The sequence below is a fragment of the Nevskia sp. genome (assembly GCF_023266035.1).
Lineage (GTDB): Bacteria > Pseudomonadota > Gammaproteobacteria > Nevskiales > Nevskiaceae > Nevskia.
Genome location: NZ_JAHFRY010000037.1, coordinates 1 through 22,223, shown reverse-complemented (window position 1 = coordinate 22,223; position 22,223 = coordinate 1). Strand labels below are relative to the sequence as shown.

Sequence of the window (22,223 nt, the reverse complement as noted above, 5' to 3'; positions counted from 1 at the left end):
TGCCTGACCTGAGCCACCGCCATGCTGATTCGCGTAGCCCCCGAGTTTCCGATCGCGTCCAGCGAGATCACGCCCGAGCCGGTGTTCCAGGATCGCCGCCATTTCCTCGCCAGGATGGGCCTGGCGACCGCCGGGCTGGCGCTGTCCGCGTGCAGCGACGCCAAGGAGGCACCGAAGGCCGAGCCCGCCGCCGTCGATGGCGCGGCGAAGTCCGGGCTGGCGACGCTGGAAGTCGCCAAGAAGACCGAGATGGCCGGCGGCGAAAAGGTCTGCAGCTACGACGACATCACCCAGTACAACAACTACTACGAGTTCGGCACCGGCAAGTCCGATCCGGCGAGCACTGCCGGCACCCTGAAAACCCGGCCGTGGACGGTGACCGTCGAAGGTGAATGCGATGCGCCCGGCGTGCTCGGCATCGACGATCTGATCAAGCCGCAGCAGCTTGAAGAGCGTATCTACCGGATGCGCTGTGTCGAAGCCTGGAGCGTGGTCGTGCCGTGGATCGGTTTTCCGCTGGCCGATCTGATCAAACGCTTCAAGCCGAACGCCAAGGCCAAGTACGTGCAGTTCTTCACGCTCGCCGATCCGGTGCAGATGCCGATGATCAAGCGCGGCGTGCTGCCGTATCCGTACCGCGAAGCCCTGCGCATCGATGAAGCGATGCACCCGCTGGCGTTCATGGTCGTCGGCCTCTACGGCCGGGTGCTGCCGAACCAGAACGGCGCGCCGCTGCGCCTGATCACGCCGTGGAAGTACGGTTTCAAGGGCGTCAAGTCGATCGTCAGGATCCGCTTCACCGAAACCCAGCCGGAAACCACCTGGAACCAGATCGGCGCCAGCGAGTACGGCTTCTACGCCAACGTCAATCCGACGGTCGATCATCCGCGCTGGAGCCAGGCCAGCGAGCGCCGCCTCGGCGAACTGTTCCGGCGTCCGACCCTGCCGTTCAACGGCTATCCGGAAGTGGCCTCGCTGTACGCCGGCATGGACCTGCGCAAGAACTACTGATGACCATCGGTCCGGTGGCCCGGCTGCGGCTGGCGCGCGCGCTGATCTGGCTGCTGGCGCTGGCGCCGCTGGCAATGCTCGTCGAGCGGCTGCTGAATGGCCGCCTCGGCGCCAATCCGATCGAGTTCCTCGAGCACGCGCTCGGCGACTGGTCGCTGCGCTTCCTGCTCCTGAGTCTGGCGATGACGCCGCTGCGCAGCCTCACCGGCTGGGTCTGGCCGCTGAAGCTGCGGCGCACCGTCGGCTTGTGGGCGTTCGCCTACATCTGCCTGCATTTTGCCGTCTACATCGTTTTCGATCTCAACATCCTGGCGCCGGCCCAGGCCGTGGCGAAGCTCGGCGAGGACCTGGTCAAGCGCCTGTACATCACCGTCGGTTTCACCGCCTGGCTGTTCCTGCTGCCGCTGGCGATCACCTCGACCGATGGCTGGCAGCGGCGCCTGAAGCGGCGCTGGAAAATGATCCATCGACTGGTCTATCCGGCGGCGGTCCTCGGCGTGCTGCACTACGTCTGGCTGGTCAAGAAAGACCTGTCGGAACCGTTGCTGTACGCCGCCATCCTCACCGTGCTGCTCGCCTGGCGGCTGCCCTGGGCCCGGGCTTGGCCTCGGATGGGCGGCGGTATACTCCGCGCCCGCTCCCCTGCCGCAGACCCCCGTGACCCGTCCCTCAAACCGCGCGCCTGACCAGCTTCGTCCCGTCACGATCCAGCGTCAGTTCACGCGCCATGCCGAAGGTTCGGTGCTGGTCGCGTTCGGCGATACCCAGGTGTTGTGCACGGCGAGCGTCGAGGAACGGGGCCCCTCGTGGAAGAAGGACGGCGGCTGGCTGACCGCCGAATACGGCATGCTGCCGCGCTCCACGCACACGCGCTCCAAGCGCGAAGCGGCCCAGGGCAAGCAGAGCGGCCGCACCCAGGAGATCCAGCGCCTGATCGGCCGGTCCCTGCGTTCGGTGCTCGATCTCGACGCCATGGCCGGCCTGACCATCACCATCGACTGCGACGTGCTGCAGGCCGATGGCGGCACCCGCACCGCGGCCATCACCGGCGCCTACGTCGCGCTCGCCGATGCGATCGCCCATCTGCGCAAGATCGGCAAGATCAAGCGCGACCCGCTGCACGGCCAGGTCGCCGCGGTATCGGTCGGCATCTACAACGGCACGCCGGTGCTCGACCTCGATTACCCCGAGGACTCGAACTGCGAGACCGACATGAACGTGGTCATGAACGCCGCCGGCGGCTTCATCGAAGTGCAGGGCACCGCCGAAGGCCACGCCTTCCAGCGCAGCGAACTCGATGCCCTGCTCGGCCTCGCCCAGAAGGGCATCGCCGAGCTGTGTGCGATCCAGCAGGCTGCGCTGGCCAGCCGCTGATCCCCGCCTGATCCCGATGGGCGCGCTCGTCCTTGCCAGCCGCAACCGCAAGAAGCTGATCGAGCTGGAAAGCCTGCTCGCGCCGCTCGGTTACCAGCTGAAGCTGGTCTCCGAGTTCAGCGATGTCGAGCCGGAAGAAACCGCGCCGACCTTCGTCGAGAACGCGCTGATCAAGGCACGGCATGCGGCGCAGGTGTCCGGTCTGCCGGCGATTGCCGACGACTCCGGTCTCGAAGTCGGCGCGCTCGGTGGCGCACCTGGCGTCTATTCGGCGCGCTACGCGGGAACCCAGGGCGACGATGCCGCCAACAACGCCAAGTTGCTCGCCGCCTTGGCCGAAACGCCTGACGAGCAGCGCGACGCCCGCTTCGTCTCGGTGCTGGCGCTGCTGCGCCATGCCGACGATCCGGTGCCGCTGATCGCTTTCGGCGCCTGGCCGGGCCGCATACTGCGCGAGCCGCGCGGTGCCAACGGCTTCGGCTACGACCCGCTGTTTCTCGATCTCGAATCCGGCCAGTCCGCCGCCGAACTGTGCGCGGCCGACAAGAACACCCGTAGCCATCGCGCCCGGGCATTTGCGGCGCTGCTGGCGCAACTGCGGCCGTGACCGGCGTCGATGCGGCAGCGATTCCGCTGTCGCTATACCTGCACTTTCCCTGGTGCGTGGCCAAGTGTCCGTACTGCGATTTCAACTCGCACGGCCTGCGCGGTGCGCTGCCGGAAGACGCTTACGTCGCGGCGCTGATCCGCGATCTCGAATTCGAGCTGCAGCAGCCGGAATCACGGCCGATCCAGTCGATCTTCATGGGCGGCGGTACGCCGAGCCTGTTTTCTGGGCGGGCGATCGCGGCGGTGCTCGAAGCGTTTGCCAAGCGGCTCCACTTCGCGCCGGACATCGAAATCACCCTGGAAGCCAATCCGGGTACCGTCGACGCCGGCTATTTCCGTGATTACCGAACAGCGGGGGTCAATCGCCTGTCGATCGGCGTGCAGAGCCTGAACGACGCGATGCTCAAACGGCTTGGCCGCATCCACGGTCATGACGATGCGGTGAGTGCCGTGCGCATTGCCCGCGCAGCGGGCTTCGACAATCTGAATCTCGATCTGATGTTCGCGCTGCCTGAGCAGAGCGAGGCCGAAGCGGCGGCCGATCTGCGCGAGGCGATCGCGCTCGGCCCCGAACATCTGAGCTATTACCAGCTGACCCTGGAGCCGAATACCGAATTTGCCGCCCGGCCGCCCGCGCTTCCGGACGACGATTCGGCCTGGGCGATGCAGCTGGCCGGACAAGCGCTGCTCGCCGAGCAGGGCTATGCGCAATACGAGGTCTCGGCCTATGCGCAGCCCGGGCGGCAGAGCCGGCACAATCGCAACTACTGGCAGTTCGGCGACTACCTCGGCATCGGTGCCGGCGCCCACGGCAAGCGCACGTTCGCGGATCGCATCGAGCGCCGTGCGCGGCACAAGCTGCCGAAGACCTATCAGGCGGCTGCCGGACGGGCATCGGCGCTGCAGGAACAGCGGCAAGTCGGCGCGCCGGAGCTGCCGTTCGAGTTCGCGATGAACGCGCTGCGCCTGAACGAAGGCTTCAGCCCGGCGCTGTTCGAGGCGCGCACCGGGCTTGCACTGTCGGAGATCGGGCCCAGACTGGCGAAGCTGGAGGCACAGGGACTGATCGAGCGGGAAGACACGATCATTCGACCGACTGCCCTCGGCCGCGCGCATCTGAATACACTAATCAGCGAGTTTCTCTGATCCTGCCTCCAACTCCGCACTACCGACCATGCGCGAAGAAGCTGAAGTCATCTGCCCGGCCTGCCACGAATCGATCCCGCTGACGGTCGATCCGGACAAGGGTTCGAAAACCTGGGTCGAGGAATGCTGTGTCTGCGACTCGCCGATGACGGTGCGGCTGCTGGTCGACGAGGACGAGGAATACACGATCAGCGTCAAGGAAGTCGTCGAAGCGGTCGATGACGCCGAAGACAGTGGCATCCTCGAAGAAACCAAGGTCACCTGTCCGGCCTGCTGGGAGATCATTCCGCTGACCATCGATCTCAGCGCCGGCTCGCAGACCTACAGCGAGGACTGCAGCGTCTGCTGCCGGCCGATGACGGTGCGGGTCTGGATTTCGGACGATATGGAAGAGCACACGGTCGACGTCGAAGCCGAAAACGATTGAACTCGGGCAGCGCACTTGCCTCGATCCGGCCAGTTCATTAGAATCCGCGTCCTTTCGCCCTCCGCTGTCCGGTAGGCACCAACCTCCGAGGACGCCATGAAGCCCAACATCCATCCCGAATATTCCGAAGTTGCCTTCAAGGACAACTCCGCCGACAAGACCTTCATCATCCGTACCACGCTGAAGCCGCGTGAAACGATCGTGATCGACGGCAAGACCTATCCGCTGCTGAACCTGGACGTGTCCAGCGCTTCGCACCCGTTCTACACGGGCAAGCAGAAGGTTGCCGACATCGGCGGCCGTATCGACAAGTTCCGCAAGCGCTACGCTTCCTGAGCGGTCTTCAAGCCGTACGCTGTGAAAAAGCCGCCCTCGGGCGGCTTTTTTGTGTCCCTTGCTGGGTCCGGTTCGCGCTGAGCGCAGGAAAACACAGGCTTCCGGTGTTTTGATCGAGCCAGACTATGGCCGAAGGACACCGAAAATCGTTATGCTTGCCGGACTCGCCGGGAAATCCCCCAAGACCCTTCTGCCACCTCCCACGGTGTGCACTGGGCTTTTGTGCGGATTGATTGCGGCACTGCACATTTCTTGCGGGACGCAATGCCGTCCCAACAGTCCGACGGAGAAGATGCGATGACGAGCTACAGCCTGCTGAACAACGAAACTGGCGAGAAGGTCGATCTGCCGCTGGTGAAAGGCACGCTGGGGCCGGCTGGCGCCGATGTCGGCAAGGTCTACGACAAGATGGATCTGTTCACCTACGATCCCGGCTTCACGTCGACCTGCTCGTGCAAGAGCGCGATCACCTACATCGATGGCGACAAGGGCGTCCTGCTGTATCGCGGCTATCCGGTCGATCAGCTGGCGAATCACTCCTCGTTCATCGAGGTCGCCTACCTGATCCTGCACGGCGAGCTGCCGAACAAGACCGAACTCGAAGACTTCGACGCCTCGATCCGTCGCCACACGATGATCAACGAGTCGCTGCTGAGCTTCTACAAGGGCTTCAACTACGACGCGCATCCGATGGCGATGCTCACCGGCATCGTCGGTTCGCTGTCGGCGTTCTATCACGACACCACCAACAACAAGGATCCCAAGCATCGCGAGATCTTTGCCCACCGGATGATCGCCAAGATCCCGACGATCGCGGCCGCCGCCTACAAGAAGTACTTCGGCCAGCCGTTCATGTATCCGAAGAACTCGCTCGATTACAGCTCGAACCTGCTGCACATGATGTTCGCGGTGCCGGCCGAGGATTACGAGATCAATCCGGTCGCCGCCAAGGCGCTGGACGTGCTGTTCATCCTGCACGCCGATCACGAGCAGAACGCCTCGACCAGCACCGTGCGTATGGCCGGTTCGACCGGTACCAATCCGTATGCTGCGATTTCGTCCGGCATTGCTGCGCTCTGGGGCCCGGCACACGGCGGCGCCAACGAAGCCGTGTTGAGGATGCTCGAGGAAATCGGCGACGTGAAGAACGTCCAGACCTTCATGGACAAGGTCAAGGACAAAAATTCCGGCGTCCGCCTGATGGGCTTCGGCCATCGCGTGTACAAGAACTTCGATCCGCGCGCGACGATCATCCGCGAGCAGTGCCACAAGGTGCTCAAGGAGCTGAAGATCGACGATCCGCAGCTCGAGCTGGCGATGAAGCTGGAAGAGATCGCGCTGAACGACGACTACTTCAAGTCGCGCAAGCTGTACCCGAACGTCGATTTCTACTCGGGCATCATCTACAAGGCCCTCGGCATCCCGGTGAACATGTTCACGCCGATGTTCGCGATCGCCCGCACCGTTGGCTGGGTCGCGCACTGGAACGAGATGAACGCCGATCCGGCCGGCCTGAAGATCGCCCGTCCGCGTCAGGTCTACACCGGCGCGCCGGTGCGGGAATATCAGGCGATCTCGACGCGCTGATCGTCTGAGGCAGCAGAAAAAGGCCAGCTTTCGAGCTGGCCTTTTTCGTTGCGGCGCTTCTCACCAACTCGCTAACCGAGACTGTCTAGCTGGGCGTCGAGCCGCCGAGTATCGCGTCGACGCCGATGGCTGCCAGCGCTTCGGCGTCAGCCAGATTCAGGCGCTTCATCGGCAGGCCATCGCTCGGTGACAGCGGCGTGCGGCGCAGATCGTCGAGCCCGAACATCGCGATGTCGATGCCGATCTCGCCGGCCTCGAAGCGGGCCAGCGGCACCGGCACTTCGCTGCCATCCGGGTAGCGGTAGTCGCGCTCGTCCTGTTCGAACGGGATGCCGCGATCCTGCAGGAAGAAATCGAGCGTCTCGGGACGATCGGCAAAACCGTGGATCTGCACGCGGTGCGCCGCGGTGATCGCGCCGCTGACCACCGCACCGACCAGCCTAGGTGAGAAGCCCGACTGCAGCAGCTTCATCGCCTGCACGGCGGCGCGGCGCATGGCGATCAGGTGGCCGGCGTAATCACTGCCGCCGAAGATCCGCTGGTACTCGATCACCGCGGCCTGGATGCTGGCGTTGTCCGGCAGCGCGCCACGGCTGCTGAGGCCGAGCCGCTGCAACGCCTTCAGCTTGGCGCTGCGGTAGTCGAGCACGTCTTCCTCGCAGATGATCCGCGCCGTTTCGGCGATCACTTCACGGCTCAGATCGCTGCCGTGACTGCTGTTGGGGGTGCTGCGCCGGCTCATCAGAAAATGTCGGCTGCGGCATTGTCCGGATTGCCGTAAGGGCTGATGCCGTCATCCGGTGGCGGCAGGTGATCGCTCTGCACGATCTCGGACAGCGAACCCGGTGTGCCACCGGCCACCAGCTTGCCGGTGGCCGGATTGATCGCGATATCGGTCAGCCCCGGCGGCCTCGGCTGCTTCAGCTGTGGCACGCCCTTCAGCGCGGTCTTCATGTAGTCCATCCACATCGGCACCGCCGCACGGCCACCGACTTCGCCGCGGCCGAGCGGCTTCGGCTGGTCGAAACCGACCCAGGCGACGGCAACCAGCGTCGTCGAAAAACCGTTGAACCAGGCATCGGTCTCGTCGTTCGAGGTCGCCGTCTTGCCGGCCAGATCATCGCGGCCAAGGCTTTTGACCTGGGACGCGGTGCCGCGCGTGACCACGTCATGCAACATGCTGCTGATCAGGTAGTCGAGCGTCGATGCCAGCACCCGCGGTGCACGATCTTCAGGCGGCACCAGCGCTTCGGGTACTTCCACTGTCTGCGGCTCCGGAACGGCGACCGGCTGACCGGTGACCGGATCAAGCACGGGTTCCGGCGGCGGCGCATCGCAGGCCGGGCAGGCCAGCTTCGGCCGGGCGTGGAATACCTCGCGGCCGGTGCCGTCGGTGATCGAGGCGATGAAGTAGGGATCGATCAGGAAGCCGCCGTTGGCAAACACGGCATAGGCGCGTGCCTGCTCCATCGGCGTCATCGAGGCGCTGCCGAGGGCGACGGTCAGATCGGCCGGCAGGCGGGATTTGTCGAAGCCGAAGCGCGAGGCGAACTCGCGCGTGTATTCGATGCCGACCGCTTGCGCGACGCGCACCGACACCAGGTTGCGCGACAGCGCCAGCGCGTCGCGCAGCCGCATCGGGCCGCGGAACTTGCCTTCGTAGTTGCCGGGCCGCCAGTCGTCGTCCGGGTTGACGCTGGAGGTGAACACCACCGGCGCGTCGAGGAAGATCGAGGCGGGCGTGTAGCCTTTCGACAAGGCCGCCGTGTACAGAAACGGCTTGAAACCGCTGCCGACCTGGCGACGTGCCTGGGTCACGCGGTTGAAATTGCCGAGGAAGAAATCGTAGCCGCCGACCAGCGATTGCACGCCGCCGTCGTGCGGATCGAGCGCGATGAACGCGCCCTGCACTTCGGGAATCTGGGTCAGTCTCAGGTTGCTGCCGATCTTGGCAATGCGAACGATGTCGCCGGCGGCGAGCGTCCGTTTCTCGTTGAAGCCGGCCCAGGCGAACGCGGCCTTCGGCAGTTCGACGACGCCGCTGTCGGTGACCACGCGCAGCAGTTCCGGGGTCAGGCTGAGCACCACGGCTGGCTGCAGGCCGGCCACCGGTGGCCGTGCGGCCAGCTGCACCAGCACTTCCGGTGACGATGGCTTGCTGTTCAGCGTCGCCAGCAGTGCGGGCGGCAGTTTCGCTTCGGCGCCGTTGAAGCCGTGGCGCTCCTCGTAAGCCAGCAGGCCGCCCCTGAGCGCGGCATTGGCGGCGAGCTGACGGGTCGAGTCGAGCGTCGTGGTCACCACATAGCCATCGGTGTAGGTCGCTTCGCCATGCTTGGCATACAGCTCGGCGCGAACCATCTCGGCGACATAGCTGGCTTCCACTTCAACCAGCGCCGGGTGCTCGAAGGCGGTGATCGGTTCGGCGGTGGCGGTCTTCCAGGCGCTGTCGTCGATATAGCCGAGATCGTGCATGCGGCGCAGCACGTAGTCACGGCGATTCTTGGCGCGGTCGGCGTTGTTCAGCGGGTTGTCGCGCGATGGGGCCTTCGGCAGGCCGGCGATCAAGGCCATCTCGCCGACGGTGAGCTTGCCGACTTCGCGGCCGAAGTAGACCGAAGCCGCGGCGCCGACACCGTAGGCGCGATTGCCGAGGAAGATGCGGTTCAGGTACAGCTCGAGAATCTGCTCCTTGCTCAGCTCGCTTTCGATCTTCCGGGCCAGGAAGATTTCCTTGATCTTGCGGGTGAAGCTGCGCTCGTTGGTCAGATAGACGTTGCGCGCCAGCTGCTGGGTGATCGTCGAACCGCCCTGGCGTTTCTGGCCGGTGGTGGCCAGCACCACGGCGGCACGCGCAAGGCCAGCGACATCGACACCCGAATGCTCGAAGAAGCGATCATCCTCTGCGGCCAGGAAAGCCTGCACCAGCGGCTTGGGAAGTTGCGCATAGGTCAGCGGTTCACGCCGTTCGGCGCCGAACTCGCCGATCAGTTTTCCGTCCCGCGTATAAACCCGGAGTGGCACGCCGAGACGGATTTCGTGCAGGCTTGCCACCGAGGGCAGTTGCGGCATCACCCAGGCGCGCAGCATCAGAAAACCGCCGGCGGCAGCAAGGCTCAACACCAGCAGGCTGATCAGGGCGATGCGGCCGACGAGGCGGCGTCGATCAGGAGACACGGGTTTCGATCACTGAATTAAGCCTTGGGGAATGGCCCGGCGAATGACTTGGGAAATGCGCTGTAATGGACCGGAAACTGCAGGCTCTGGGGAGAGCTTTCTGGTGATCTTTCCGGTCACCCGCAGCGGCGCTTGAAGGTTCACCTTTCATCGCCTGCTTTGGGACTCCCATCAGGCACTTAGGCAAATAAGTTGTTGCTGCGGCGTAAACAACATGGACTATATTAAGTCCTGCTCGGGAAGCCGTCATCAAAGCCCGACCGCCGCAGTTCGCGAGGGCTCGTCAACTGGGGTGTGTGGGGACAACATGTCGATCAAACAGTCGCTGTTCGGAAGGCGGAGCCGGGAGCTGATCGGTCTGGATATTTCATCCAGCGCGGTCAAGCTGCTGGAGTTGAGCCGTCGCGGCGATCGCTACAGCGTTGAATCCTTCGCCATCGAACTGCTGCCGCCGAACTGCATCGTCGACCGCCAGATTGCCGATCCGCGCGCGGTCGGCGAAGTGATCCTGAAAGCGATGAACCGGGCCGGCACCCGCAACCGTCAATGCGCCGTCGCGGTCGCCGGTTCCTCGGTGATCAGCAAGGTCATTTCCATGCCCGCGTCCTTGAAGGACAACGACATGGAAGAGCAGATCAAGGCCGAGGCCGATCAGTACATTCCGTATCCGATCGACGAAGTGAATCTCGATTTCCAGGTGCTTGGCCCCACGGCCCATGACAAGGAAAGCGTCGACGTGCTGCTCGCCGCCTGCCGCAAGGAACAGGTCGAATCGCGGATCGCGGCACTCGAGATTGCCGGCCTTACCCCGCTGATCGTCGACATCGAAGCCTACGCGCTCGAGAATTCCTGCGAACTGCTGACCCATCAGATGCCGGCGCTCGGTGTCGGCAAGACCGTTGCCATCGTCGATGTCGGTGCCTCGACGACTTCGCTGCTGGTGCTTCACGACCTGCAGACCGTCTACACCCGCGATCAGTCCTTCGGCGGCCGGCAACTGACCGAGGACATCATGCGGTTCTACGGCATGAGCTTCGAAGAGGCTGGCAAGGCCACGCGCCTCGGCAACCTGCCGGCCAATTACGATGCCGAAGTGCTGAGTCATTTCATTGCCGACATGGCTCAGCAGATCGATCGCGCGCTGCAGTTCTTCTTCGCCGCCGCCTCGCGCCACAACGTCATCGACCAGCTGATTCTGGCCGGTGGCTGCGCCCATATTCCAGGTGTCGACGCGGCAATCCAGAAGCGTCTGCAGATTCCCTGCGTGATCGCTCAGCCGTTCGCCAAGATGAATGTCGATTCCCGCGCCAAGCCGGCGCAGCTCGGTCAGGACCAGGCGTCGATGCTGATCGCAGCCGGATTGGCGCTGCGCGCCTTCGACCAGGAAAGTTAGGTCCAGACATGACAACCCGGATCAATCTGCTCGATTGGCGCGCCGCCCGGCGCGCGCGACGGCGCCAGGAATTCCTGACCATGGTCGGGCTCGGCGTCGGCGCCGCGGTGGCGCTGCTCGGGCTTGGCTATGTGACGATCACTGGCGCGGTCGAACACCAGCAGAATCGCAACCAGTACCTGACCGCGCAGATCAAGGATCTCGACAAGCAGATCAAGGAAATCGAGGAGCTGGAGAAGGTCAAGGCCAATCTGGTGTCGCGGATGAACGTGATCCTGCAACTGCAGGAAAGCCGTTCGGCCACCGTCCATTTCTTCGACGAGATCGTCAACACGCTGCCCGACGGCATCTATCTGAACTCGATCAAGCAGAGCGGCCAGAACGTCACCATCGAAGGCGTGGCGGAATCGTCCGGCCGCATCTCGGCGTATCTGAAGAACCTCGATTCCAGCCCCTGGTTCAAGGACCCGAAGCTGGTGGTGATCAAGACTGGCGAAAAGAACCGCCAGCGCAACAGCGATTTCACCCTGCAGGTCACCAACCTGACCAAGGCTTCGGCGAATGACGCTGCCGCGGCCAGTGCCTCAGGCCGCACCGAGGTGAAGCCATGACCGTTCAGGAGGCATTCGCCGAACTGCAGGCGCTGGACCTGAAGAATCCGGGCGCCTGGCCACGCTGGGCGCATATCGGCGCTGCGGTGCTGGCGTTCATCGTGCTGGTCGGCTTCGGGGTCTGGATGTTCCTCAAGCCCGAGTACGAAACGCTCGGTGTCGAAGAGCATACCGAACAGACCTTGCGTGCCGAGTTCGAGAAGAAGCAGCAGAAGGTCGCGGCCCTCGATGCCTACAAGGCGCAGCTGGAAACCATGGAGCGCGATTTCGGCGCCATGCTGCGCCAGCTGCCGAGCAAGACCGAGGTCGAGAATCTGCTCAACGACATCTCGCAGACGCGCGTCGCGTCGAGCCTGGAAGAAGAGCTGTTCCAGCCGCAGACGGAGATTCCCAAGGATTTCTACGCCGAGGTGCCGAACCGGATCGTGGTCACCGGCAGCTATCACCAGATGGGTGCCTTCGTCGGCGGCGTCGCGGCGCTGCCGCGCATCGTCACCATCGATGAAGTCGAGATCAAGCCGGCCGGTGGCACGGCGCAGCAGGGCCTCGGTCGAGGTGCCCTGCGGATGAGTGCGCTGGCCAAGACTTACCGCTATCTCGATGAAAGCGAGATCACCACCACCGATCCCGCTGGCACCGCTGGCCGCGCGGGCCGCCGTGGAGCGCGCCAATGAGCCGCCCTCACCGCTGGGTCCTGCCGTTGCTGGCCGTCAGCCTGACGCTGTCGGCCTGCAGCAGCAGCATGAGCGATCTCGAGGTTTGGGTGGCCGAGGTCAAGGCGCGCAAGAACTCGCAGATCGATCCGATTCCGCAGATGAAGCAGTACGAGGCCTACGCCTACGTCAGCGACAACCGCCGCGATCCGTTCGTGAATTCGCCGGAGGCCCAGCAGCGTGCCGAAGGTGGTGAAGGCTCGGCACTGCGCCCGGACCTGAACCGCAACAAGGAACCGCTCGAGGAATTCCCGATCGACGCGCTGCGCCTGGTCGGCATGGTGGTCTTCAGCGGCAAGACCTACGCGATGGTCAGAGCGCCGGACGCGGTCATCCACCGGGTCACCATCGGCGATCACATGGGCCAGAACTACGGCCGGATCAACAAGGTCACCGAGGCCGAAGTGAGCCTCACCGAAATCATTCCAGATGGCTTCGGCGGTTTCACCGAACGGGCGGCGGCGCTGGCCGCAACCGAATGAATCGCCAGCCACACCTGACTGAACGTCACCACCCCCGAACGATGCTGCACTGGAGCACCACGATGTCGACTCGAACCGCCTCTGCCGATCGGAGGACTCGCCCGGGAAACAAGGCTGTGATCAGCGGGGCGGGATGGCTGCACCGTGCCGCCGCATTGCTGCTGCTGGCGCTTGTCAGCCTGGGCCTGCCGGTGCGGGCCCAGACTCAGACTCAGACTCAGACTCAGACTCAGACGGTGCGCTCGCTGCAGAGCATGGATTTCGTCGCGCTCGACGGTGATCGCGTGCTGCTGACCTTGACCCTGTCGTCGCCGGCACCGGAGCCGGTGGTGTTCGCCATCGACAAGCCTGCGCGCCTGTCGATCGATCTGCCGGATACCACGCTGGCGCTGCTCAATCGCTATCGCAAGGTCAATGTCGGATTGGTTCGTTCGGTTGCCGCCGCCGAGGCCAAGGGCCGGTCGCGGATCGTCGTCGAAATGAACGCGCTGACACCGCACACGGTGCGAGTCGACGGCAACAAGATCTACCTCGAACTCGCCGGTCTCACCGGCGCCTTGTCGTCACCGATGGCGGCCAAGCCGTTGCCGCCGCGGACGTCCACTACTGTTGTGCCGACGGGTGCCCCGGCGATTACTCCGGCAAGAGCTGCTGCGAGCACGGCACCGGTACAGGGCCTGATCTCGAACATCGACTTCCGCCGTGGCGAGAAGGGTGAAGGCCGGGTCATCATCGCGCTTGGCGACACCCGTAATGCGGTCGATGTCCGCGAAGAAGGCGGCAAGATCGTGGTCCGTTTCAAGAACACCTCGGTACCAGAACGCCTTGCCAAGCGTTTCGACGTGCTCGATTTCGCCACGCCGGTGAAGTTCATCGACGCTTCCCGCGATGGCGCCAACGCCCAGATCATCGTCACCCCGATCGCGGCCGGTGACTTCGAGCAGGTCGCCTATCAGTCCGGCAACGTGTTCACCCTGGAACTGCAGCCGATCTCGCAGGAGAAGCTCGACGAGCGTCGCCGGCTGGAGCCGCAGTACACCGGCGAAAAGATCAGCCTGTCGTTCCAGAGCATCGATGTGCGCTCGCTGCTGCAGATCATTGCCGACGTCGCCCAGACCAATATGGTGGTCTCCGATTCGGTGACCGGCCAGATCGCGATGCGCCTGCAGAACGTGCCCTGGGATCAGGCGCTGGACATCATCCTGCGCACCAAGGGCCTCGGCCAGCGCAAGTCCGGCAACGTGATCCTGGTGGCACCGCTCGACGAACTCGCCCAGCGCGAAAAAGCCGATCTGGAGAACGAGAAGCAGAAGGTGCAGCTCGCCGCGCTGCGTTCGGAAATCATCCAGGTCAACTACGCCAAGGCCAGCGAGCTGGCGAGCCTGATCAAGTCGAAGGACAACTCGGTGCTGTCCGAACGCGGCAGCGTCACCGTCGACGAGCGCACCAACACCATGCTGGTGCTGGAGACGCGCGACAAGCTCGGCGAGATCCGCGCGCTGGTGCAGCGTCTCGATATCCCGGTGCGCCAGGTGCTGATCGAGTCGCGCATCGTCGTCGCCCGCTCGAATTTCGATCGTGAATTCGGCGCCCGCTTCGGCTTCAGCGGCAACCGCACGCGGGACGGCGGCAACGGCGGCCTGATCTCGACCAGCGGCAGCGGCGAAGGCACCAATACCTCGTTGAGCGGCTCGCCGACTGGCTTGCCATCGATCGGCGGCTCGACGCCTGCACCGCGCGCGGCGGGTGCGATCGGCGATCGCTACAACGTCAATCTGCCGGTCGCCAATCCGGCCGGCAGCATCGCGCTGGCCATCCTCGGCCGCAATTCGCTGATCGATCTGGAACTGTCGGCGCTGCAGTCCGAAGGCAAGGGCGAAGTGATTTCCTCACCCCGAGTGATCACCGCCAACGGCAAGCAGGCGGCGATCGAACAGGGCCGGGAAATCCCGTTCCAGAACGCCACTTCCAGCGGCGCCACGGCGGTGCAGTTCAAGAAGGCGGTGCTGAGCCTGAACGTGACGCCGCAGATCACGCCGGACAACCGGGTGATCATGGATCTGGCGGTCACCAACGATTCGCAGGGTACTGATGTCGCCCAGAGCGGCGGCGGTTCGGCGCCGGCGATCGATACCCGCAAGGTCACCACTCAGGTGCTGGTCGACAACGGCCAGACCGTGGTCCTTGGCGGCATCTACGAGCAGACCACCAACGACAGTGTCACCAAGGTGCCGCTGCTCGGCGACATCCCGGTGCTCGGCGTGCTGTTCCGCAACAAGATCAAGATCCAGAACAAGACCGAGTTGCTGATCTTCATCACGCCGAAAATCCTCAGCGAAGGCCTGAAGGTAAACTGACGGCTGCGGCCCCGGATGCGGTTGAGGGTCGCCCAACCTTCAACCTTCAACCAGCATCCGAAGCCGGTGAACAGCAAGCGCAACATCTACCTCGTTGGCCCGATGGGCGCCGGCAAGACTACGGTCGGACGCCGGCTCGCCGATGCCTGTCGGCTGGAATTCGTCGATTCCGATCAGGTCGTCGAGGCGCGCACCGGCGTCAATATCGCGTTCATTTTCGAGAAGGAAGGCGAGGCCGGTTTCCGCAAGCGCGAATCTGCGGCGATCGCCGAGCTGGTGCAGCGCGACGGCATCGTGCTGTCGACCGGCGGCGGCGCAGTGATGGATGCTGATTCCCGCGCCCTGCTCGCTGCCCGCGGCTTCGTCGTCTACCTGCACGCCAGCGTCGATCATCAGATCGCCCGCACCGAGCGCACCGACAACCGGCCGTTGTTGCAGGTCGGGGATCGCCGTGACACGCTCCAGCGCCTGTTCGCGCTGCGCGATCCGCTGTACCGCGAAATTGCCGATTTCATCGTCCACACCGATGGGCGCAACGCTCGCGCCCTTGCCCGCGAGATTGAAGATCATCTGGTCCGCCCCATTGCCGCACCCGCCCCTGCCGCACCATTGAAGCCATGCGTCGACTCCTAAGCGTTGAACTCGGCGAACGCAGCTACCCGCTGGCGATCGGCGCCGGCCTGCTGGCCGATCCGGAGTCCTATGCCGAGCTGCGCGGCAAGACCCTGCGCATCGTCACCGATGCCAACGTCGCTGCCCGCTACCTCGATCCGGTGCTCGATGCGCTGGGCCTGACCCGCGAGCACGCCTTCGTGCTGCCGGCCGGTGAACTGCAGAAGACCTGGGCCAATTCCGAACAGGTGCTCGACTGGCTGCTGGCCAGCCGCATCGCCCGCGATGGCGTGCTGATCGCCCTCGGTGGCGGCGTGATCGGTGATCTGACCGGCTTCGTCGCCTCGATCTACCAGCGCGGCATCGCCTTCGTGCAGATGCCGACGACTCTGTTGAGCCAAGTCGATTCCTCGGTCGGCGGCAAGACCGGCGTCAACCACGCGCGCGGCAAGAATCTGATCGGTGCCTTCCATCAGCCGATCGCCGTGTTCGCCGATACCGACACCCTGAACACGCTGCCGCCGCGCGAGCTGTCGGCCGGTCTGGCTGAAGTGATCAAGTGCGGCATGCTCGGCGACGCCGCGCTGTTCGCACGCTTGGAACGCGATCTCGACGCGATTCTGGCGCTCGATCCGAACGCGGTCGCCGAAGCCGTAGAACGCTGCTGCAAGCTGAAGGCGCGGATCGTTGCGCTCGACGAACGCGAATCGTTGGCCGGCGGTCCACGCACCTTGCTGAATCTCGGCCATACCTTCGGCCATGCGGTCGAAACCTTCACCCAGTACGAGACCTGGCTGCATGGCGAAGCGGTCGGTCTCGGTCTGGCGATGGCGGCGGACATGTCGATGCGCCTCGGCTGGCTGAAGCCCGAGGACGCCGAGCGCTGCCTGAAGCTGATCGAGCGCGCCAAGCTGCCGGTACGCCCGCCGGCGGCGATGACGCCGGACGATTTTCGTAGCCTGATGGCGCGCGACAAGAAAGTGGCGGCCGGCAAGCTGCGCCTGGTGCTGATGCGGGCGATCGGCGAAGCGGCGACCACGGCCGATTTCGATGTTGCCGCACTCGACGCCACCCTGGACCATTTCTGCACGGCTTCCGACGCAGCGGGCACCGCGACGCAAGCCGCATGACGCTCGCGCCCTACGCCGCGCGCGAGGATCGCTCGCGAGGTCGCCGCCACGCCGAAGCACCGCCGCAGGGCCGCAGTGAATACCAGCGCGATCGCGATCGGATCATCCATTCGGCGGCGTTCCGCCGGCTCGAGTACAAGACCCAGGTCTTCGTCAGTCACGAAGGCGATCTCTATCGCAATCGCCTGACCCATTCGCTGGAAGTCGCCCAGATCACCCGCAGCCTTGCCCGCGGCCTGCATCTGAACGAGGACCTGGCCGAAACCATCGCCCTCGCGCATGACTTGGGGCACACGCCGTTCGGCCACGCCGGCCAGGACGCGCTCGACGACTGCCTGAAAGCGCACGGTGGCTTCGAGCACAACGCGCAAAGCCTGCGGGTGGTCGATGAACTGGAAGACAAGTACGCCGAGTTCCGCGGCCTGAACCTCACCTTCGAGACCCGCGAGGGCATCCTCAAGCACTGCTCGCAGAGCCGCGCGGCGACGCTCGGCGATGTCGGCGAGCGCTTCCTGAGCAAGCATCAGCCCGGCCTCGAAGCCCAGCTGACCAACATCGCCGACCAGATCGCCTACAACAATCACGATGTCGACGACGGCCTGCGCGCCGGCCTGCTGACGATCGAGCAGATGTGCGAAGTGCCACTGTTCGCGCGCTTCCACGCCGAAGTCACGGCGCGCTACACCGCCTTGACGCCGCGCCAGCTGCGCCACGAAACGATCCGCCGGATGATCAATGCACTGGTCATCGACCTGCACAGCGAAACCACGCGGCGTCTGGCCGAGCAGGAACTGGCCGATATCGACGCCGTGCGCAGCCATAGCAAACCGCTGGTCTCGTTCAGCGAAGCGATGCAGCGCGACAACCGCGACCTGAAGCGCTACCTCAGCGAGCACCTGTACAGCCACCACCAAGTCTATCGGGTGATGCACAAGGCCCGGCGCATCGTCCGCGAACTGTTCGAAGCGCTGCATGCCGACATCCGCCTGCTGCCGCCCGAGTTTCATGCCGCAGCGGGCACGGCAGCAGCGACGGCCGGCGAGACCGGTCAGGCGCGGGTGGTGGCGGATTACGTGGCGGGGATGACCGATCGCTATGCGCAGGATGAACACGCGCGCCTGTATGACTTGAGGCAGTTGCGATGATGACGCAGCCCCCGTTACTGGCCCGCGATCCGGCGCCGACTCGCCTTGCTCGCACCCACGCCAACAGCGCGTGGGGCCCGCTCGGTGGCTCGCGTCGCCACCGCTATGCGCAGGATGAGCATGCGAGGCTTTACGACTTGAGGCAGCTTCGGTGAATCGGTCAGTCTGCTGACGCTCTGGAGCGACGACCTTGGCCCGCCTCCCCCGCCTGACCGTCCCCGGCTATCCGCACCACGTCATCCAGCGCGGCAACAACCGCCAGCCGGTGTTCGTCGACGATCAGGACCGGGAAACCCTGCTCGGTCTGCTCAGCGAATACGCGACGAAGCACAAGGTGGCGATCCATGCCTGGGTGCTGATGGGCAACCATTTTCATCTGCTGGCCACGCCGGCTACCGACAAGGGCTTGCCGCTGATGATGCAGGCGCTCGGCCGGCGTTACGTGCAGATCTTCAACCGGCGCCACGTGCGCACCGGCACGCTCTGGGAAGGGCGTTATCGCGCCACTTTGGTGCAGACCGATCGCTACCTGCTGGCCTGCATGGCCTACATCGATCTCAATCCGGTGCGCGCCGGGCTGGTGACGAAAGCGGCCGACTGGCGCTGGTCCAGCCATCGCCATTACATCGGGCTGCATCAGGATCGGCTGCTGACGCCGCATCCGCTGTGCTGGGCGCTCGGCAACACGCCGTTCGCGCGCGAAGCGGCTTACGCCGATCTGGTGCAGCAAGGTGTCGCGCTTGATCAGCAGGCGCAGCTCACCGATGCAACGCTCAAAGGCTGGGCATTGGGCGATCGTTCTTTTCTCGAACAGATCGAAGTGCAGACCGATCGTCGGACCACGCGCGGTCGTGCCGGACGTCCAGCACTGAAAAAGCCGGGTTGACCGGCGCTCAGATTCGGCACATTTCAGCTTCAAACAAATAGTTAACAACAGATTTAAATCTGTCCCTAATTTAAATGCGGGCTGGCGTCATGCGAAATCAATCTGTATCTGACCCCAATTAAATATGGTTGTGTGGTCTTGGCATTCTTGTTGCGGCGCAGTACGCTCCTGTCCCCCTGCCAGACCTTCCTAAGGTTAGCCATGTCGCACGAGCCCGCATCACCCGCCCAGCGTCTGCACGCCGAACAGCACGGCCTGTACCGCAAGTCCAACGAGCATGACGCCTGCGGCATCGGCTTCATCGCCAACATCAAGGGCGACAAGGCGCATTCGATCGTCGAGCAGGGTCTTTTGATCCTGAAGAACCTCGAGCATCGCGGCGCCGTGGGTGCCGACCCGCTGATGGGCGATGGCGCCGGCATCATGATCCAGGTGCCGGATCAGCTCTATCGCGAGGAAATGGCCAAGCAGGGCGTCGAACTGCCGCCGCTCGGCGAGTACGGCGTCGGCATGGTGTTCCTGCCGAAGGAAAATGCCTCGCGCATCGCCTGCGAGCAGGAGATCGAGCGCGCCGTCGTCGACGAAGGCCAGATCGTGCTCGGCTGGCGCGACGTGCCGGTCGATCTGAACATGCCGATGTCGCCGACCGTGCGCGCCAAGGAGCCGGTGATCCGCGAGATCTTCATCGGCCGCGGCCCGGACATCACGGTGACCGACGCCCTCGAACGCAAGCTCTACGTGATCCGCAAGGCTTCCGGCCACGCCATCCGCGGCCTGAACCTGATCCACGGCAAGGAATTCTTCGTGCCGTCGATGTCGGCGAAGACCGTCGTCTACAAGGGTCTGCTGCTCGCCGATCAGGTCGGCGTCTATTACCTCGATCTGCAGGACGAGCGCTGCGTCTCGGCACTGGCGCTGGTCCATCAGCGCTTCTCGACCAACACCTTCCCGGAATGGCCGCTGGCCCATCCGTACCGGATGGTCGCGCACAACGGCGAGATCAACACGGTCAAGGGCAACTTCAACTGGATGCGCGCCCGCGAAGGCGTGATGAAGTCGGCTGAACTTGGCGATGATCTGCAAAAACTCTTTCCGCTGATCTACGAAGGCCAGAGCGATACCGCCTGCTTCGACAACGCCCTCGAACTGCTGGTGATGGCCGGCTACCCGATCGCCCACGCGATGATGATGATGATTCCCGAGGCTTGGGAAAATCACACGCTGATGGACGAGCAGCGCCGTGCGTTCTACGAGTACCACGCGGCGATGATGGAGCCCTGGGACGGCCCGGCGGCGATCTGCTTCACCGATGGCCGTTACATCGGCGGCACGCTCGATCGCAACGGCCTGCGTCCCTGTCGCTTCGTCACCACGGACGATGATCTCGTGGTCATGGCCTCGGAATCCGGTGTGCTGCCGATCGAGGAATCACGGATCACCAAGAAGTGGCGCCTGCAGCCGGGCCGCATGTTCCTGATCGACCTTGAAGAAGGCCGGATCATCGAAGACGAGGAAATCAAAGACACCTACGCCAGCGCCGAGCCGTACAAGGCCTGGATCAGCCGCGTGCGCATCAAGCTCGACGAGCTGAAGATGCTGCCGGCCAAGAACCCGCAGGAGCCGTCGTCGGTGTCGCTGCTCGATCGCCAGCAGGCGTTCGGCTACACGCAGGAAGACATCCGCGTGCTGATGTCGCCGATGGCCGTCGCCGCCGAGGAAGCCACCGGCTCGATGGGCAACGACTCGCCGTTGCCGGTGATGTCGAACAAGCTGAAGCCGCTCTACAGCTACTTCAAGCAGCTGTTCGCGCAGGTCACCAATCCGCCGATCGATCCGATCCGCGAAGCGATGGTGATGTCGCTGGTGTCGTTCATCGGCCCGAAGCCGAACCTGCTCGACACCGCCAACCTGAACCCGCAGATGCGTCTGGAAGTGAGCCAGCCGGTGCTCGACTTCTCCGACATGGCGAAGCTGCGCGATATCGGCGCGCACACGCGCGGCAAGTTCAAGAGCTACGAGATCGACATCTGCTATCCGGTTGCCTGGGGCAAGGAAGGCGTCGAAGCGCGCCTCGCCAGCCTGTGCGCGACGGCGGTCGATGCGGTCAAGGATGGCCACAACATCCTGGTGCTGACCGATCGCAAGATGGACGCCGACTTCGTCGCGATCCCGGCTTTGCTCGCCACGTCCGCGATCCATCTGCACCTGGTCAACAAGGGGCTGCGCACCTCCACCGGCCTGGTCGTGGAGACCGGTTCGGCGCGTGAAGTGCACCACTTCGCCCTGCTCGGCGGTTACGGCGCGGAAGCGATCCATCCCTATCTGGCGATGGAAACCCTGGGCGCGATGGCCCAGGGCCTGCCCGGCGAATTGAGCCCGGATCAGGCGATCTACAACTACAAGAAGGCGGTATCGAAGGGCCTGATGAAGGTCATGTCGAAGATGGGCATCTCGACCTGGATGTCCTATTGCGGCGCGCAGATCTTCGAAGCGATCGGCCTGAACCGCGCGGTGATCGACAAGTACTTCAGCGGCACGCCGTCGTCGATCGAAGGCATCGGCGTGTTCGAAGTCGCCGAAGAAGCGGTGCGTCTGCACAAGCTCGCCTTCGGCAACGACAAGGTGCTGGCCAACATGCTCGACGCCGGCGGCGAGTACGCCTTCCGCGTCCGTGGCGAAGAGCACATGTGGACGCCGGACGCGATCGCCAAGCTGCAGCACTCGACCAAGGCGAACAGCTTCTCGACGTACAAGGAATACGCCCAGATCATCAACGATCAGAGCAAGCGTCACATGACCTTGCGTGGCCTGTTCGAGTTCAAGGTCGATCCGGCGAAAGCGATTCCGATCGACGAAGTCGAACCGGCGAAGGAAATCGTCAAGCGCTTCGCCACCGGTGCCATGTCGCTCGGCTCGATCTCGACCGAAGCGCATGCAACCCTGGCGGTGGCGATGAACCGCATCGGCGGCAAGTCGAACACCGGCGAAGGCGGTGAAGATCCAGCGCGTTACCGGCTGGAGAAGCAGGGCATCGTCATCAAGGAAGGCGCGACGATGGCTTCGGTCATCGGCGAGGACCAGGTCGAGGCGAACATCCCGCTGCAGGCGGGCGATTCCCTGCGCTCGAAGATCAAGCAGGTCGCTGCCGGCCGTTTCGGCGTCACTGCCGAATACCTGAACTCGGCCGATCAGATCCAGATCAAGATGGCGCAGGGCGCCAAGCCCGGCGA

20 protein-coding genes are annotated in these 22,223 nt (G+C 64.2%); 18 read left to right on the top strand and 2 right to left on the bottom strand.

Translation table 11 applies throughout. The annotated features are described in order from the left end of the window. Positions 1-24: 24 nt before the first annotated feature. The 8 genes from msrP (at position 25) to Q0D45_RS07615 (ending at position 6,490) form a co-directional block, all read left to right on the top strand. Positions 25-1,011, top strand: coding sequence for a protein-methionine-sulfoxide reductase catalytic subunit MsrP (gene msrP / locus Q0D45_RS07650; RefSeq protein WP_366946379.1), 987 nt, complete (start codon positions 25-27; stop codon positions 1,009-1,011). After that, entirely contained in the window at positions 1,011-1,697 is a 687-nt protein-coding gene (locus Q0D45_RS07645; protein ID WP_293390782.1) for a sulfite oxidase heme-binding subunit YedZ, read from the top strand. The genes msrP and Q0D45_RS07645 overlap by 1 nt, the downstream gene beginning before the upstream one ends. After that, positions 1,669-2,385 carry a ribonuclease PH gene (gene rph, locus Q0D45_RS07640; RefSeq protein ID WP_293390779.1) on the top strand — a complete coding sequence of 239 codons (717 nt, stop codon included), beginning with the start codon at positions 1,669-1,671 and terminating at the stop codon, positions 2,383-2,385. Before Q0D45_RS07645 ends, rph begins: the two co-directional genes overlap by 29 nt. A 16-nt stretch (positions 2,386-2,401) precedes the next feature. Then, positions 2,402-2,992 carry an RdgB/HAM1 family non-canonical purine NTP pyrophosphatase gene (rdgB, locus tag Q0D45_RS07635; protein WP_293390776.1) on the top strand — a complete coding sequence of 197 codons (591 nt, stop codon included), beginning with the start codon at positions 2,402-2,404 and terminating at the stop codon, positions 2,990-2,992. After that, entirely contained in the window at positions 2,989-4,140 is a 1,152-nt protein-coding gene (gene hemW / locus Q0D45_RS07630) for a radical SAM family heme chaperone HemW (protein ID WP_293390773.1), read from the top strand. Before rdgB ends, hemW begins: the two co-directional genes overlap by 4 nt. Before the next feature lie 28 nt (positions 4,141-4,168). After that, positions 4,169-4,567 (top strand): CPXCG motif-containing cysteine-rich protein, encoded by a 399-nt coding sequence (locus tag Q0D45_RS07625; RefSeq protein WP_293390770.1) that lies wholly within the window; start codon positions 4,169-4,171, stop codon positions 4,565-4,567. 96 nt (positions 4,568-4,663) lie between these two features. Then, positions 4,664-4,903, top strand: coding sequence for a type B 50S ribosomal protein L31 (locus tag Q0D45_RS07620; RefSeq protein WP_293390767.1), 240 nt, complete (start codon positions 4,664-4,666; stop codon positions 4,901-4,903). A 297-nt stretch (positions 4,904-5,200) separates the two neighbouring features. After that, a complete protein-coding gene (locus Q0D45_RS07615; protein ID WP_293390765.1) occupies positions 5,201-6,490 on the top strand; it encodes a citrate synthase in 1,290 nt (429 codons plus the stop codon). 85 nt (positions 6,491-6,575) lie between these two features. On the opposite strand, the gene Q0D45_RS07610 is transcribed toward Q0D45_RS07615, so the two are convergent. Together Q0D45_RS07610 and Q0D45_RS07605 are read right to left on the bottom strand one after the other, a co-directional pair. Further along, a complete protein-coding gene (locus Q0D45_RS07610) occupies positions 6,576-7,232 on the bottom strand; it encodes a hypothetical protein (RefSeq protein ID WP_293390762.1) in 657 nt (218 codons plus the stop codon). Then, positions 7,232-9,664: a penicillin-binding protein 1A gene (locus tag Q0D45_RS07605; protein WP_293390759.1), complete on the bottom strand. Its 2,433-nt coding sequence runs from the start codon at positions 9,662-9,664 to the stop codon at positions 7,232-7,234. The genes Q0D45_RS07610 and Q0D45_RS07605 overlap by 1 nt, the downstream gene beginning before the upstream one ends. 307 nt (positions 9,665-9,971) lie before the next feature. Here Q0D45_RS07605 and Q0D45_RS07600 point away from each other — a divergent pair, with 307 nt between their 5' ends. The 10 genes from Q0D45_RS07600 to Q0D45_RS07555 form a co-directional block, all read left to right on the top strand. Next, positions 9,972-11,057: a pilus assembly protein PilM gene (locus tag Q0D45_RS07600; RefSeq protein WP_293390756.1), complete on the top strand. Its 1,086-nt coding sequence runs from the start codon at positions 9,972-9,974 to the stop codon at positions 11,055-11,057. Positions 11,058-11,065: 8 nt separating this feature from the next. Further along, a complete protein-coding gene (locus Q0D45_RS07595) occupies positions 11,066-11,668 on the top strand; it encodes a PilN domain-containing protein (RefSeq protein WP_293390753.1) in 603 nt (200 codons plus the stop codon). Continuing rightward, a complete protein-coding gene (gene pilO, locus Q0D45_RS07590; RefSeq protein ID WP_293390750.1) occupies positions 11,665-12,342 on the top strand; it encodes a type 4a pilus biogenesis protein PilO in 678 nt (225 codons plus the stop codon). Before Q0D45_RS07595 ends, pilO begins: the two co-directional genes overlap by 4 nt. Beyond that, a complete protein-coding gene (locus Q0D45_RS07585; RefSeq protein ID WP_293390747.1) occupies positions 12,339-12,863 on the top strand; it encodes a pilus assembly protein PilP in 525 nt (174 codons plus the stop codon). Before pilO ends, Q0D45_RS07585 begins: the two co-directional genes overlap by 4 nt. A 62-nt stretch (positions 12,864-12,925) precedes the next feature. Beyond that, positions 12,926-15,220 (top strand): type IV pilus secretin PilQ, encoded by a 2,295-nt coding sequence (gene pilQ / locus Q0D45_RS07580; protein ID WP_293390744.1) that lies wholly within the window; start codon positions 12,926-12,928, stop codon positions 15,218-15,220. A gap of 66 nt (positions 15,221-15,286) precedes the next feature. Further along, positions 15,287-15,853, top strand: a complete 567-nt coding sequence (gene aroK / locus Q0D45_RS07575; RefSeq protein WP_293390741.1) for a shikimate kinase AroK — start codon at positions 15,287-15,289, stop codon at positions 15,851-15,853. Continuing rightward, positions 15,838-16,962 carry a 3-dehydroquinate synthase gene (aroB, locus tag Q0D45_RS07570; protein ID WP_293390738.1) on the top strand — a complete coding sequence of 375 codons (1,125 nt, stop codon included), beginning with the start codon at positions 15,838-15,840 and terminating at the stop codon, positions 16,960-16,962. The genes aroK and aroB overlap by 16 nt, the downstream gene beginning before the upstream one ends. Beyond that, entirely contained in the window at positions 16,959-18,107 is a 1,149-nt protein-coding gene (locus tag Q0D45_RS07565) for a deoxyguanosinetriphosphate triphosphohydrolase (protein WP_293390735.1), read from the top strand. The genes aroB and Q0D45_RS07565 overlap by 4 nt, the downstream gene beginning before the upstream one ends. A gap of 190 nt (positions 18,108-18,297) precedes the next feature. Continuing rightward, positions 18,298-18,993, top strand: coding sequence for a transposase (locus Q0D45_RS07560; protein ID WP_293390732.1), 696 nt, complete (start codon positions 18,298-18,300; stop codon positions 18,991-18,993). Positions 18,994-19,194: 201 nt separating this feature from the next. Beyond that, on the top strand, positions 19,195-22,223 hold a 3,029-nt coding region (locus Q0D45_RS07555), incomplete at its 3' end, for a glutamate synthase central domain-containing protein (RefSeq protein ID WP_293390729.1).